The organism is Rheinheimera riviphila, from assembly GCF_004005945.1.
Taxonomy (GTDB): domain Bacteria; phylum Pseudomonadota; class Gammaproteobacteria; order Enterobacterales; family Alteromonadaceae; genus Pararheinheimera; species Pararheinheimera riviphila.
This window is the reverse complement of record NZ_SACS01000003.1, coordinates 83,034-97,557: the sequence shown is the minus strand read 5'-3', so window position 1 is coordinate 97,557 and position 14,524 is coordinate 83,034. Positions and strand designations below refer to the sequence as shown.

The following is a 14,524-nucleotide window of genomic DNA, read 5'->3' as shown; positions in this document are numbered from 1 at the left end:
AAAAGGAGTTTTGTATGCGGCAATCCTATACCAATGTGGTGATCACCGGCGTCGGTGGTCTTGGCAATATCCTGCTGACCCGGTTGACCGGCATGGCGTTATACCAACGTCATCCGCGGGTGATTACTTCTGAAGAGCGGGGCATCGCCCAGCGTACGGGCAGCGTCAGCGCGGTGTTGCGGGCGGGCCGGCATATCGAAACGTCGTGTCTGTATTCACAGCACACCGATTATCTGCTTGGGCTGGAGCCGCTGGAAGCGTTGCGTAAATTGCCGTTGTGTCAGCGGGGCACTATGACATTGTTATCTGATTTACAGTTTCCGACAGGCCGTAGTCTGGCGCGACAGCGGCAATACCCTGATTTTCAACATATTGTACAGGCGTTTTCGCAGCACTGCGCGTTATTGGTGATCCCAATGCAACAGCTGTTACGCCGTGAACAACTGGCTGACAAGTTCAGCTCGGCCGTGATGTTTGGGGTGTTTTGTGCCAGCTACGGTTTTTCACACAGTTTTGCTGCGCAATTGCTCGGTGAAACGGTGCCGTCCGCGTACCTGGAGCCAAATCAACGCGCCTTGGCCGCCGGTTTTGACTGGTTGGAACAACAGGATTTACCGGACGCACCAGAACACGGTCTCAAGCGGGCCTGATTGATCGGTGGCTGGGTTGATTGGATAAAAACACCACGGATTTAGCTCAACAGGATTGAGCTCAGAAGGATATATAAATGCTGAATTATCACTCAGGTTGTGAAGCTGCTGCTTTTGGTGCCTGGGAGGCCGGTGTCAAAATGCTGTATTCCTATCCGGGAAGTCCGGTCACGGAAATTGTTGAAGTCATGCAACGGCTGCCGCAAGTGAAAAGCTGCTGGGCGACCAATGAGAAAGTCGCGATGGAGATGGCCGCGGGGTCTTGCCACAGTGGTGCCCGCACTTTGGTGGTGATGAAACACGTTGGCTTAAATGTAGCTGCCGATCCATTTTTCAATCTTGCTTACACCGGTGTAGTGGGCGGATTGGTGGTCGTGGTTGGTGACGATCCTGGTGCGCGTAATTCGCAAAATGAACAGGATACCCGCCTGCTTTGTCTGGCAGCTGGCGTGCCGGTGCTTGAACCGGCGACGGTGCAGGAAGTGCAGGCATTGACCCGATTGGCATTTGAGCTGTCCGAACAGTTTGATTTGCCGGTGGTATTACGCCTGACTTCGAGGCTGTGTTACAGCAAAGATAAGTTGGAGCGTCAGGACAGGCAACCACAAGATCACATTGGTTCGTTTGCCAGCCCAATTCAGAAATACTTGCTGTTGCCGGCTTTTGTCCCCGGCTGCCATGAACGACGAAACCACAATCTACAGGCACTGGCACAAAGTCAGATAGCAGACAAGCTCTGTGTACGGACGCTGCCGGATAAACTGCAAAGTCGGTATCCGCTTGGCATTATCAGCAGTGGTTTCCCATCCGGCGTGGTACAGGAGTTACTGGGGCAGGATTTGCCATTGCTGCAGTTGCAGCTGGTTTATCCGCTGCCTCAACAACAGATCCGCGCCTTTGCTGCGCTATGTGAGCGAATTCTGGTGGCGGAAGAGTCGTCTGGGTACCTTGACCAGCAAGTGCGCAGTCTGGGTATAGCGACGTTGGATAAACCGGATTATGACGGGGTCGGTGAATTTAGTCTGCAGACGCTGCGATCAGAGCAAGCACCGGAGCTGGACAGTTTTATTCGCGCGACCATGCCTGCGACCATCGATATTCGCTGGCTGGATAACCTACCACCGCGTTTGCCAGGCTTTTGTGGCGGATGCCCGCATACCGGTATTTTTCAGATCCTCAGACAGCGTGAGTTGTATGTGGTCGGGGATATCGGCTGCTCGACGCTTGGTTCGCTTGAACCGTTCAGTGCCTTACATACCAACCTCTGCATGGGAGCCAGTCTTGGCATGTTACAAGGTTATCTCGACGGTTTAGGTGTGCAGGCGGCTACCGAATGTGTCGCGGTGCTGGGTGATTCGACGTTCTTCCACTCTGGGATGACCGGCATGATGGCGCTGGCTCGTCAGGAATGTCATGGGACTGTGATTATTCTCGACAACAGCGGCTCGGCGATGACGGGCATGCAGTACACCAGTTTATCGCTGACCGCAGACAAGTGGCTGGCACTGCTGCAAAGTCTTGGTGTGGTGCATTGTCAGGTGCTGCCTTCACTGGAGCCAGCGGCAATTGAGCGTTGGCTTGATACGGAACTGGCCCGTCCGGCATTGTCGGTGTTGGTGCTTAAAGGCAGTTGTGTACAGGAGCTCAATATCAAAGACGAAACGCCGTTTCGCTACACCATTCTGGAGTCAGTCTGCACCAGCTGTGGCGATTGCGTGAAGGAAACGAACTGCCAGAATTTTGAAGTGACGGCGCTGGATCAAGATCAAGCGCATATCGCAATCAGCAGTAGCTGTATCGGCTGTGGACTCTGTAGTCAGCTTTGTCCGGAACAGGCGATTGTGCCGTTGTCTGTCAGTATGCTGGTACCGGCAACAGGTCCGTTGGCCAAACCACTGGCGCGAGTTGCAGGCAAACTGCCATGGGCAAGGATGATTCGGATTTTAAATCAGCAACCGGTGCTGGCACCCTGGCTAAAAAAACTGGAGCATCGCTTGCGCGCCCTGTTGGATCGACGCCAGCAAAAAGCGGCTGCCGCGGCCAAAGTCGACGCTGTGCAGTTTTATCCGGCAGAATGAATTGTTTTGTCCGGAAGACAGCCTTGTCTTGGCGCTGAAATTGTTGTGGCCCGGAAAATCCGCCGAAGCGGTGCCGGGCCGGACCAATGGCCATTTGCTGCGATGAAAGGTTTTTTACTAGACTAATTTCGGCGAAATGAAGCGAATTGCAGTGAAAATATCAGAATATTAGCAAGTTTTTGCGCGCGATTGTCATTGAGTTCCAGCGTTGTTTTCTTATCGTAGGCTGGCCTGTCAGCCGACAGGTTTGGATCAAAACAACAAAGGACCATGATGATGAAAAAACATATGCTGATGCTGGCACTGGCTGCCACGCTGGGAACTTTACAGATGAGCACCGCTCAGGCGGCAGATTATAAGTATGTGCTGTTACATGGCTTCCAGCCGTCACAGTTACAAAGCAAGCCGGACGCAGCTGCCGTCACCGCCAATGGCGAAACATACTGGCAGGAATTCTGGTTACAGCATGCCAGCGCACGGATTGACTGGCCGTCACATGAACGGATTGAAGGTAAAATTGCCAGCCATTATCTGTGGCCAAAACTGCAGCAGATGTCCAGAGACAATCTGTGTCAACCGGGTTGTGTGCTGGTCACACATTCAACCGGCGATCTGGTCGCGCGTTATCTGCTGGAGAACCAGGCCAACTGGTTACGCAATGCCGGATTGGCTCCGCTGAATATTATTGCGACTTTTGACTTTGCCGGTGCTGGTGGTGGTTCTGAATTAGCAGATCTGGCATTGAACGTGGCCGACGGAAAAGCCGGGACGCTGGTGAAAAAAGCCGTGCAGGCCTGGCTCGGATTTGAACCGACCCGTGCCAATGTCGGTGTTTTAAATGATTTGTCGGTCAATACCGCCCGGGCATTGATCAGTGCGCCGGTGAACCGAGTGCCGCGAGTGCGGTTTATTGGCGGTGGTACTGATTATTATTGGATCACGGAGTCGTTTTTACCCGGTCAGGATGACGGGGTGGTCGCAAGTCACTCTTCTTGTGGTGCTGCAAAAGCGGCGGCTTATGTCAGCTGCAGTCATCAGGTTGATTTGGATGGTAAAGTTGGTTTCTCCAGCGATGCAGTGACCAGCTTTATGCCAAATCACCTGCCGTTATTGATGGCGTTGGGTTATTCCCATTCAGCGTTGGTCAGCAACAAAACGGCGGGTAAGTACACCACGGCCAGTAACAATGTCAGCTTTGGTAGTGGCCGGTTGTCGATTGCTAGTAAAGATGAAAAAGCCAAATGGCCTTTCAGCGGTACTTATCGTTTTGTCGTCGATTCGGCCACGACGCCGGTTTCGGCACTGGTGCAGCGAAAAGCAATGTAAGCAGAATTGTCAGATTTATTTTAAAACAGAGTCGGCGGCCAGCATCGCTGGCCGCCTTGATGCGGATGAGGAGTGCTTATGAAACCAATAATGTTAATGCTGATGGCGCTGGCGATGTTGATGACGGCCTGGTACTGGCAGCCCGAAGTGTTGGCCCCTGTGTTACCAGCGCGGGTCGATGCGCCAGCTGAAGCTGTGGCTCAGACCCCGGCAGCACCATTGCTTGCAGCGACGCCAACGCCGTCCGATCAGGTTCAAAAATTTACCGCACAACTACTGAGCCCACCTTATTCTCAGGCTGTGACGGCCGAAAATCTGGCGCAAACTGAACCGCCCGCAGTGGCAGCAATCACAGTGCCGCTGGACGATGGCATCGTCTGGCAATTACAGCTCAGCCAATACCGTTTCAGTTATCCGGAGCCTATTACAGCAACGGTCAGGGTGCAGGGGGAGCAGCTGGCGGTCATACGTTACCAACTGCGTAGTCTTGACCAACAACTGGTCAGTAGTGGCGTATTAGTAGCGGAGACTGATGGCCTGTTCCGGCTTGAACTGGAGGGGCAAACGGATTTCCCTGCGGAACTCGAACTGAGTGTGGAAAGTGAACCTGGCCATGGTGCGCTGGCGAAACTTAGTTACAACCAGCCGGTAGCCTGGCTGGAGCAACCCTTGGCGCTGGAAGCAGACGACAGTGATTTAGTATTGCCGTTGCAGCTGCAAGTTCAACAGGCCGGTTTGTACCGGGTACAGGCAGTACTTGGCCAGCAACAAACGCCGGCAGAACCTTTGGCTATTTTGCAGGGGGAATTTGTGCTGGAAAGTGGCAGTCAGCACATCCGGTTGCGAGCCCACCATTCGGTGCTACCGGACAAACGTTTTGTAGCGGAGTTAAGCCGGTTACAACTGGAACTGGCGCCACCGATGCCAGGCGCTGCAACAGGTTATGGCCGACCGTTAACTGCGCCGGTCGCCCTTGGCGATTTTGATCCACAGTCGCTGAACCGTACACCCTATCAGCCGGATGCCCAGGCAGTACAAAGTGCCGTCTTGTTGCAGCAACTGAGCCGCTGAGGCAGTCTGTGCCTGACTCAATGCCGGATAAAGTGTGGCGAAGGCACAAGGTTATGCCGTTGTCTGTGATCTGGCTGACACCAGCGGTTGAAGTGCCTGCAGCAGCGGTTCCAGCAATGCCTGGCCGTGACCGAAGATAAAAAAATGGTCACCCGTAAGCAGCTGTACCGCAATCGGCTCGGCAAAACACTGTTGCCAGGCAACCAGATGGCTTTGATTGATGTCCGGATCCTGATCACCACCAAACACAAAGCAGTTAGGCTGGTGCAGCAAAGGCCGTTCCGGCGCACTGCGATAGTGTTCAACATGCGCAAAATCCCGTTGCAACATCGGCAGAAACAAATCGAGTAGCTCGTCGTTTTGCAGGATCTCAGCTGGCGTGCCGTTCATTTCGCGCAGCAGCTGAATAAAAGCTGTACGATCTTTTTTGGCAACATCGCGGGTGGTCGCTGGTAAAAACGGCGCGCGGGCGCCACTTAGCACCACCGCTGCCGGTTGCAATGGAGTAGGTAACAAATGCAATATTTCAAAAGCGATACGGGCCCCCATACTGTGGCCAAACAACACCCAGGGCCGGTTTGCCAGCAGTGTAGGTAAACCGGCGACGATTGCGGCCGCCATTTGTTCAATCGACAAATCATTGGGCTCAAAAAAGCGCCGGCCACGCCCGGGCAACTGCACGGTTTGAAAGTCCAGCCACGGTGGTAATAATTCAAGCCAAGGCCGGTACACATGCTCGTTGCCGCCTGCAAAAGGCACCGCCAGCAACAGCGCCTGAGCTTGCTCTGGCAACTGTTGCCCGCTTATCCTACCGGTTATCAGACGCTGCGAACTGAACCAACGGCTGGCCGAAACGAGGGACCCCATCAGCCGCGGCTCATACTTAACACTTTGTCGGGACCGATGACCAGCAAGAACGATTGACCGGCCGTGGCCTGACAGATATCCAGTGCTTTGCCATTAATGCTGAATTCGCCCTTGCAATTCTGCAGGCTGAACCAGCCACTGGGCTGACCTTTTTCCAGCAATTGGCTGATGCCGCCGGCTTTGATTTCAATGCCATTGGCAACGGCGAAAAAACGCACCCGGTAAACGCCACTTTGATCACTGCTGTGTTTTTTAAAAGCGCTGATACGTGGGGTTTTATTGTCCTGCCAAGCGATGACGGTCTGGTCGTCGTCGTTTTTAACGTCATAAATCAGGTGGTTACTGCCGATTTTATCCAGTCGCTGAAAGCTTTGTACTGAAACGCGGTAATCGATGTTGTCACGTTTAACTTTGGTGCTGACACTGTCCTGACCGGCTTCAAGACTGCCGACACGATATTTGCCGTCGCTGATATTGGGTGCCCGCCCGCTGTTGTCATGTGAACCAATATGGATGTCCACTGGCTCAGTGCTGGCGTTAATCAGTTGGTAACTATTTTTGTAGTCATAGTCTTTGATAATGTCCCGCACTTTGCTGACCTTACAGCCAGGTAAAACCAACAGCGCGATACTTGATAACAAAATGATTCTACGCATACGTCTATCTCCTGTTTCCTTACATTTGTTTAAACTGAGCCGCAAAAGAGCGACTCAGCGGTAACACATCCGGGTGCTCTTTCAGATGGATTTGGTGGCGGCCGAACAAGTCTTTTTCGACAAATGCAACGGCTCTTAAACTGACAATGTAGCTACGGTGCACCTGTGCATATAAATAGCCATCAAGCTGGCGGATCAGCTCTTTAAGCGGTGTACGGATCACGTGCCGTTCATGTGCAGTGACCAGTTCGGTGTATTTGTCTGACGCCTGAAAAAACAGCACTTCATCCAGCGCGACCAGCCGGGTCTGGTTGGCAAGTCCAACATGAAACCAGTGCAGTTTGCTTTTGTGGGACTGCAATCCGGCAAGACATTGGGCCAGTAGGGCCGGATCGGGTTGTAACTGCTGACGCAGGCGGTCGATACATTTTTTTAAGCGTTCGTCGGACACTGGCTTCAGCAAATAATCTGTGGCCGCGCGTTCAAAAGCCGCAACTGCGTATTCGTCAAAAGCGGTGACAAATACCGCCCTGGTCTGTTGCAGGCTTTCTGCCACCTGCAAGCCATTGAGTCCTGGCATGCGAATATCAAGAAAAGCAAAATCTGGTTTGTGCTGGTGCACCAGACTGAGTGCTTCAACACCGTTGCGGGCGGTGGCTACTACCTCCAGCTCTGGCCATAAATGGGCAAGCCGGTCACATAGATAGTTCAATAGTAAAGGTTCGTCATCGGCGATTAAAGCGGTCGGCATACGGCGTTACTCTTGATAATGAGCTGGGTTAAGGTCGGCCTTACGGTTCTGCAACAGCACTTCCGGTAACAGCACTGCCGGTGGTGTATCCAGGGCTGACATCGGCAGGCAAAGTTCGCTGATACATCCATGGGGTGGATTTTCGTATAACGCGAGCCGGGCTTTATCGCCATACAGGTGATGCAGCCGTTTACGGACATTGGCCAGCCCGATGCCGCCGGTCGACTGCCGGGTTTGTGCTTCCAGACCGACGCCGTTGTCGGTAACTTTCAGGCATAGTTGTTCGCCATGTAGTTCGGCGTGTACCCGGATATGGCCTTTGATCAGCGAGGGTTCAATTCCATGCGCCAGGGCATTTTCCACCAGCGGTTGTAGTAATAACGGTGGCAGTAGCTTGCCGTGCAGTTCCGGCATGATGTCAATATCAAACGACAGCCGATCACCAAGGCGAATACGGGCAATTTCCAACAGTTTTTCGATCAGTTCTATCTCATGATGTAAGGTCGACAGCGGGCGGCGGGTGCGTTGCAGGCTAGCCCGCAGATAGCCATTAAAGTGGGTCAGCATGGTCTGAGCCTGCTGCGGATTAAACATGATAAGGCTGTGAACGTTGGCCAGGGTGTTAAACAAAAAGTGCGGTTCAATTTGAGCCTGTAGCAACATGAGCTGGGCCTGGGTATCAGCTTGACGGTATTCTGCCAGTAATCGCCTTTCGCGCTCTAGCTCTGCCCGGTAGACCTGACCCTGATACCGTACCAGCACAAAGCTGGCGGCAATAATGGCAACAACCAGCGGCAGGATTAGGCTACGCCAGCCAATATCCGGGTTTTGTTGCATAAATTGAAATACGTCAGGTGTACCCAGTCCGGCGGCGATTTTCAGACCAAGAAATAAACCCGGTGGGACCGCCAGTAACTGGATCAGCCACACGGGCAACCTTTGCCTGGCCAGTACGTGGCCGAGCTGGGTTAAACCCCAGATACAACAACCAACCGCATTGGCGTACACCAGTTTGGTTGGCCAGCTGGTGCTGTCATCGAGCAAATACATCAGACTGGCGATGACAAAATTAATTGCCAACAGGATCAGGATCTCACGCAGCCAGTGGCGCAGATCTTTGGTTTGGGCGGCAGGTGCAGGCATCAGTTTTCAGCTCTTATCAGAAGTAATAACGCAACAGCAGTTGTAACTGACTGCTGGCTGCGCCAAAGTGACTACGGGTAGGGCCGGGAGCCCATTGCCATTGCAGTACAATGTCATACTCAGGTTTCATCCATGTTAACTCAGTTAATAACATATCACTATTGTCTTGCAAATCATGTAGCCACAGGCAGGACCAGTCAAAACCGGGCCACCATTGCTGACTTTGTGCCTGGAATAGCAACGCTTGCCGGGTTGGTTGTTGCCCCTGGCGCTGTTGTAGGTATTGTTGCCACAATGCCGGTAGTTCAAGCAGTTGTTGCCAGTCGTGGCGCCCGGCGGCGGCGTCGTCATATTGCCATTCGAGGGTGAGTGTCAGCGGCAATTCCAGACTGTAACTAACGCCGGTCGCCACTCTGCTGGCAGTGCTGCCGGCGTTGACGTTGGCAGCGATATCGCTGGCATGCCAAGCGCTATCCGGCGGCACTATGAACTGTGGTTGTGAACCTGTTGCGGCTTCCAGATGGTATAACCAGCGCTCGTTTAAAGCGCCGCTCAGGTTCAGGCCGTACTGTGGCTCAGCATTTTTACTCTGGTAAGAGAGCAGGCCGAGCGTCCAGCCGGTATACAGCTGCTGCTCGGCGCTGATCTGCCAGCGGGCAACGGCATTGGTGCGCGCCCAGTCCGGCGAAAAAGTGGCATCGTCGGGCTGGGTTGCCAGTTGAGGGCTCCATAACAGCGTGACTGACTGAGCGTCACCCAGCCATTGCTGGCGCAGCATCAAACTGCCGAGTCGTTGTTCACGCAGTACCGCAGGTTGTTGTGAAATGACCGCCCGAACCGCGTTACCGGCAAAAAAATCAGTTGGATTGTAACCACGCGCCACGCCGTTTTTTTGATTGATCCGACCCAACTCGGTCAGCCAGCTGTCGTTCCAGCGATAACCAACGTATAACTCTTTCCAGGACATCACCGCAGCGCTGTTGTCGTCGGAATCGGACGTGCCACCAAATCCATCCAGCCTGCTGTTCCAGCGGACATAGGCGGATTGGTCGTCGCTGTTATGGCTGAAGCGGCTGTCCAATGCCAGCCTGCTTTGCCAATGTCGTTGCTGTCGGCTCAACGCTAGCTCGGCAGACAGTTGCCAGTCGGTGGCTGTACCGTTGCTGGCAGCGGTTGGATGTGGTTTAGCCAGCACCTCCGGCAAATCGGTTGCCAAAAAAGCAGGCAATGCCGGCTCTAGCGCCGGGTCAATTGCCGGTTGCAGCAGACAGATAAGCAGCAGCGGCGACATCAATTAGCGTCCGGTAAAACTTTCCAGTGCCTGGCGTTGCAGCCATTGCGCTGGTACATCCATGGCCTGATGATCCTGACTTTGGATCACCGTCACCAGTTGTGGATTCAGGCCATCAATAATGATGGTCTCCTGGGGTCTGAGTTGGCCGAGCGCGTCTTTGTAGTGACGGAACCAGGCCGTTTTCAGCAGACTACCACTTTGGGCATATAAAGCGGTTTTGACCGACTGGCCGTTTTTCGGATCCAGCCACAATTGCATTCGCGGATAAGTGACATCGGGGTGCCGGGCAGTCAATTCGAGCAGCACCGTCTGACGCAGCTGACCTTCGGCGTCGTTCAGTGTCTCGGTACCCGATATTACAGCACTGTAATCACGACGCAGATCGGTGGTCACTACATCGCCGTTCGCGGCTTGTCCGAGCAACCTTTGTTGTGCTGAGATGCGGATGCTGGCTTTACCGGCAGGATCGTAAAACCACAGATCGGCACCATCTTTGAGTAACAATTTGCCGTTATCGCGTCTTGGCTGCAAAAAACGGATCAGATTACGAAATTGCTGCTGCTCAGCTTCGTAGCGGGTAAACACCGCCAACTGGTTGCGGCTGATTTCCTTCCCGTTACGATACTCAATCAGTGTTGACGTGAGCCGATAAGACTGACGGGGATTTCTGACCTCATCAGCCCGTTGTAGTAATGCCGCGGCGTCATCCGTGGCGCTGGCTTGTCCGGCAAAGACCGGTAATAACAAGCTCAGCAGTAACGTCCTGAATACAAATTTCATCATTTTACTCCGGCATTGATTTCAAACATAACGTAATGCATCGACCACATCCTGCTGTGCGGCACGACGTGCAGGCCACCAGGCGGAGACTGTCGCTACCAGCACCACGGTCAGGCCGATGCCAAGCAACATCTGATGTTCGCCCCACAGCCGGATGGTGATCGGCACCGGATTACTGTTGCCCGGTGGCAACCAGGTAAAACCGGCCTGATTAATCAGCGCGGCGAACAGCAACGCCAACGCGGTGCCCAGCAGAGCACCGGTCAGTCCGAGCAGCAGACCTTCGCTGATAAAAAGCCGGCGGATACCGCTGCGACGTAAGCCCAGCGTACGTAAAGTGCCGATTTCGACGGTGCGCTCCAGTACCGCCATACTCATGGTGTTACCTACCGTAAACAACACGATGGCGCTGATCAGGATGGTAATAAAACCAAAGATGGCGGCAAACATGCCGGTGATTTGGCCAAAAGCCGGATTTAAGGTACGAAAATCGTGTACTTCCAGTGGCTGCTCCGGCCAGCGATTGCTAATCAGCTCTTGCAGTCTCGTCCGTGCGACTTCTAAGTCGGCACTGTGATACAACTGGATTTGCAGTGCTGTTACCCGCTCTTCAGACTCGCCATAAAGGAGTTGTTGGGCCTGGGCCAGTTGCATCGCCAGATAAACTTCGTCCAGTTCTTTGGCGCCGGTAGTAACAGCCCGGTTAATTTGCAGCCGGTTAACGTTTGGTGCGCCGCCGGTACTTGCCGCCAGCAATTCCAGCTGGGCACCGGACTTTGCGGGTGTTGCCGGTTCGCTTGGTAACTGACCAGCAGCAAGCGCGGCAATGTCAGCAGCGAGCGTCTGGGTATTTGGGTCAATCGCCGAAAGTTGCGGCTGTGGGCAATCCGGCACGTCCAGTTGGGCGCACAGCTGTAGCATCCGCGCCACACCAATACCAATTTCGGCTTCATTGCCGGCCGCCGGATTCATACTGTGTAGTTCCGGTGTAATCGCCAGCTGATAATCATTCCAGCGCCGCATTTCGTTTTGTGCTGTGACGTCCACACCCTGCACGATCACCAGCTTGGACAGACCTGCATCAAAATTACCGGCAATCCCGCCAAACTGTAGTACCGGAGTAACAACCCGAAGCAGTGGCGCTAACACCGGGTCCTGCTGAATATCGTTCACCAGTTGCTTATATCCATGCAGGCTGTAGCCCTGTGGGTCACCGCTACCAAACCAGAAATAGTCTTTGCGTTGTAACTGCAGATGGCCGCTACGTCCGACAAAATCGGTTTCAAGGCCGTAGTAGACGGTGCGGCTGTAGCCACCAAACAGCAAAATAGACAACATGCCTATCATCATTGCCAAGAGCGTGGTTGAAGATCGGCGCTGATTGCGCCACAAATTACGTAATGCCAGCGCAATCATACCGCCTCCCGGATTGGCTCTGGCGTCAGCAGATGGCCATCTTTTAATAACACCAGATGATCGGCACTGGCGATGACCTGTGGATCATGTGAAGAAAACACAAAAGCAGTTTGTTGCACTCGTTGCAGCTCCCGCATCAGTGCAATAATTTGTGCGCCGGTCTGACTGTCGAGGTTGGCGGTCGGTTCGTCCGCCAACACCAGTACCGGCTGGTGCACCAGCGCTCTGGCAATTGCCACCCGCTGGCGTTGTCCACCGGATAACTGATTGGGACGGTGGCTGGCTTTGTCGGCAAGGCCTACTGCGTCCAGTAGTTCCAGCACGCGTTGACGGCGTTTGACGGGCGGCGTTTTATTCAATCGCAGCGGATATTCGATATTTTCATATGCCGACAGTACCGGTAACAGATTGAAATTTTGGAAGATATAGCCAATGTGACGGGCACGAAAGTCGGTCAGTGCGTTGTCACTGAGTCGTTGCAGTGACTGGCCGGCGATTTCGATATTGCCTTGATCCGGCCGGTCAATGCCGGCGATCAGATTCAACAAGGTGGTTTTGCCGCTGCCGGACGGTCCTGACAACACGGTAAAACAAGCAGGTTTTAGTTGCAGGCTGATGTTCGTCAGCGCAGGAACCCGCAGCTGACCGAGGGCATAGGTTTTCGACAGGTGATGTAATTGCGCCAGGCTCATGCTGGTACTCCTTGAACAGAATGCGAAACACAGATCCCAAAATCAGGTGGGCTTAGCCTGCTTGTTTTCACGGCTGCTGGCTGTGAATTGTGATAAAGCGTTGTTATCTGGCTTGAAGTGCAACGGGTGCGGATAACATGTATTCCCGTGCTTTTGGCGTGTTGTTGTCGATGGCTTCATCAGATAAAAATAATCTTTTCATCAAGTTGGCGTTCAACTCTTGTCATATTGTGGCGGCACTTTAGCGATGCAGCCGCTGCACGTCCTGCTGACCGTAGCGCGATTGCTCACATATTAAGGGAGTACCCCATGTCCGGACTTGCTTTATCTGCACTGGCTGCCGCGCCAGTGTTTCCGACCCTCTGGCGGCTGGCGCTGCCCATCATGTTGTCGCTGGTGTTTGGTGCGTTGGCTAATGCTGTGGACATGGCGTTTATCAGCCAGTTCAGTCAGAGCGATCGGGCTATTGCTGCATTGTCAGTGATTTTTCCGCTGCAAATGCTGGTCGCGGCGTTCGGCACTGCACTCGGTGGCGCGCTTGCCAGTGTGCTGACCCGCGCGTTGGGAGCAGGCCAACCGGAACAAGCACAGCGCGCGTTATGGCAAGCGACGCTGCTGACATTTTGGCTCGGCATTGTGTTAACTATCGCGCTGTGTGCCGGGCTGCCTGCGATGTTGGCATTATTGCAGACCCCTGAAAACGTCATGCCGCTGGCCCTTGACTACGGCTATCCGGTCCTCTTGTGCACGCTGCCCGTGTTGCTGGCTCAATTGTGGTGTGAAGCCTTTCGCGCTCAGGCTCGGGTAAAGCTGATGGTCATCGTGGTCGTCAGCAGCTGTCTGTTGAATGTGCTGCTGAATACATTGTTGATCGTCGGTCTGGATTGGGGGGTGAGTGGGGCGGGTATCGCCACTGCCATTTCGCAGTTATTGGCGGCACTGCTGGCGTTATGGCTACTGCAGGGGCGGCGCAGCACGTTGGATCAGCAAGCGGCTGATCTAGAAACTGCAGCAGAGACCGCTGAGAGTAGCCCGGGATCGGACTTGTTAACCTGGTCGCGTCAGCCGGCGACGCCGGGCGTGAAGCGGGAAATGCTGCTACTGGGTCTGCCGTTATTTTTAAATCAGCTCGGGATCGGTCTGATGGTTGCCGCAGTCAACAGTCAGCTTGCTGGTACCGCCGATGTATTGCTCGCGACTGCTGCTTTTGGGCTTTTTATCAAAATGATGGTGATAGTGGTGATGCCATTACAAGGGCTGGCGGCAGCATTTCAGACGCTGGCGGCATATCATGCCGGAGCTGGAGACGATCGGCGATTACGCCTGACGGTCTATGCCGCACTCGGTTGGACCCTAGCCTATGCCACGCTGGTGTATCTGCTGATGTATTTGCAACCGCAATGGTTGTACGGTGCATTTATGGCGCCGGCTGAAGTCAGTACAGCAGCGATAGTGATTACCCAGGCTGCTTGTCTGGCGTTTCCACTGTATGCACTGTTTTTTGTTTCAGCTGGTTTTTTCCTGTCGACGGGCCGGGCCGGATTGGCGCTATTGATTTACTTATCACATAACTACCTGTTTTTTCTGCCTTTCGTTTTCATTTTTCCAGCGTACTGGGCCACAAGTGGCATTTGGTGGGCGTTTGTTGCCACCGATGTTGCCGCCGCAGTGCTGGGTGCACTTTGCCTGCTACTTGCCTTGTGGCACCCGCTCAAAGCGCCAGCTGCTTTAACGAAGCGGGATAATCCTGCCCAGGCCAACCCATATTCTGAAGCGGTCTGACCGCGATCTGACGCCAAA

At 53.9% G+C, this 14,524-nt stretch carries 13 protein-coding genes; 5 read left to right on the top strand and 8 right to left on the bottom strand.

Annotated features, from left to right (window positions below; genetic code table 11):
- Positions 1-14 precede the first annotated feature (14 nt).
- The 4 genes from EOE67_RS04295 to EOE67_RS04280 all read left to right on the top strand — a co-directional run bounded on the left by EOE67_RS04295 (position 15) and on the right by EOE67_RS04280 (position 5,125).
- Positions 15-650: a 2-oxoacid:acceptor oxidoreductase family protein gene (locus tag EOE67_RS04295; protein WP_127697818.1), complete on the top strand. Its 636-nt coding sequence runs from the start codon at positions 15-17 to the stop codon at positions 648-650.
- A gap of 77 nt (positions 651-727) precedes the next feature.
- Positions 728-2,728, top strand: a complete 2,001-nt coding sequence (locus EOE67_RS04290; protein WP_127697817.1) for a thiamine pyrophosphate-dependent enzyme — start codon at positions 728-730, stop codon at positions 2,726-2,728.
- 276 nt (positions 2,729-3,004) lie between these two features.
- Complete coding sequence (locus tag EOE67_RS04285) at positions 3,005-4,054, top strand: hypothetical protein (RefSeq protein WP_127697816.1); 1,050 nt, start codon at positions 3,005-3,007, stop codon at positions 4,052-4,054.
- 78 nt (positions 4,055-4,132) lie between these two features.
- Entirely contained in the window at positions 4,133-5,125 is a 993-nt protein-coding gene (locus tag EOE67_RS04280; protein WP_127697815.1) for a hypothetical protein, read from the top strand.
- Positions 5,126-5,176: 51 nt separating this feature from the next.
- Here EOE67_RS04280 and EOE67_RS04275 read toward each other — a convergent pair whose 3' ends face one another.
- The 8 genes from EOE67_RS04275 to EOE67_RS04240 form a co-directional block, all read right to left on the bottom strand.
- The gene (locus tag EOE67_RS04275; protein WP_164852216.1) at positions 5,177-5,917 is read right to left on the bottom strand and encodes a thioesterase II family protein; all 741 of its coding nucleotides are present in this window, start codon (positions 5,915-5,917) and stop codon (positions 5,177-5,179) included.
- A 74-nt stretch (positions 5,918-5,991) separates the two neighbouring features.
- Entirely contained in the window at positions 5,992-6,648 is a 657-nt protein-coding gene (locus EOE67_RS04270) for a hypothetical protein (RefSeq protein WP_127697813.1), read from the bottom strand.
- A gap of 19 nt (positions 6,649-6,667) precedes the next feature.
- On the bottom strand, positions 6,668-7,399 hold the full coding sequence (locus EOE67_RS04265; RefSeq protein WP_127697812.1) for a LytR/AlgR family response regulator transcription factor: 732 nt from the start codon (positions 7,397-7,399) through the stop codon (positions 6,668-6,670).
- Between the two features lie 6 nt (positions 7,400-7,405).
- A complete protein-coding gene (locus EOE67_RS04260; protein ID WP_127697811.1) occupies positions 7,406-8,542 on the bottom strand; it encodes a sensor histidine kinase in 1,137 nt (378 codons plus the stop codon).
- 16 nt (positions 8,543-8,558) lie between these two features.
- Positions 8,559-9,833 carry a hypothetical protein gene (locus EOE67_RS04255; protein ID WP_127697810.1) on the bottom strand — a complete coding sequence of 425 codons (1,275 nt, stop codon included), beginning with the start codon at positions 9,831-9,833 and terminating at the stop codon, positions 8,559-8,561.
- Between the two features lie 3 nt (positions 9,834-9,836).
- A complete protein-coding gene (locus EOE67_RS04250) occupies positions 9,837-10,616 on the bottom strand; it encodes an outer membrane lipoprotein-sorting protein (RefSeq protein WP_206099425.1) in 780 nt (259 codons plus the stop codon).
- Between the two features lie 21 nt (positions 10,617-10,637).
- On the bottom strand, positions 10,638-12,032 hold the full coding sequence (locus tag EOE67_RS04245) for an ABC transporter permease (protein ID WP_127697808.1): 1,395 nt from the start codon (positions 12,030-12,032) through the stop codon (positions 10,638-10,640).
- Positions 12,029-12,724: an ABC transporter ATP-binding protein gene (locus EOE67_RS04240; RefSeq protein ID WP_127697807.1), complete on the bottom strand. Its 696-nt coding sequence runs from the start codon at positions 12,722-12,724 to the stop codon at positions 12,029-12,031. The genes EOE67_RS04245 and EOE67_RS04240 overlap by 4 nt, the downstream gene beginning before the upstream one ends.
- A gap of 309 nt (positions 12,725-13,033) precedes the next feature.
- On the opposite strand from EOE67_RS04240, the gene EOE67_RS04235 reads away from it, so the two are divergent.
- Positions 13,034-14,506, top strand: coding sequence for an MATE family efflux transporter (locus EOE67_RS04235; RefSeq protein ID WP_127697806.1), 1,473 nt, complete (start codon positions 13,034-13,036; stop codon positions 14,504-14,506).
- Positions 14,507-14,524 lie beyond the last annotated feature (18 nt).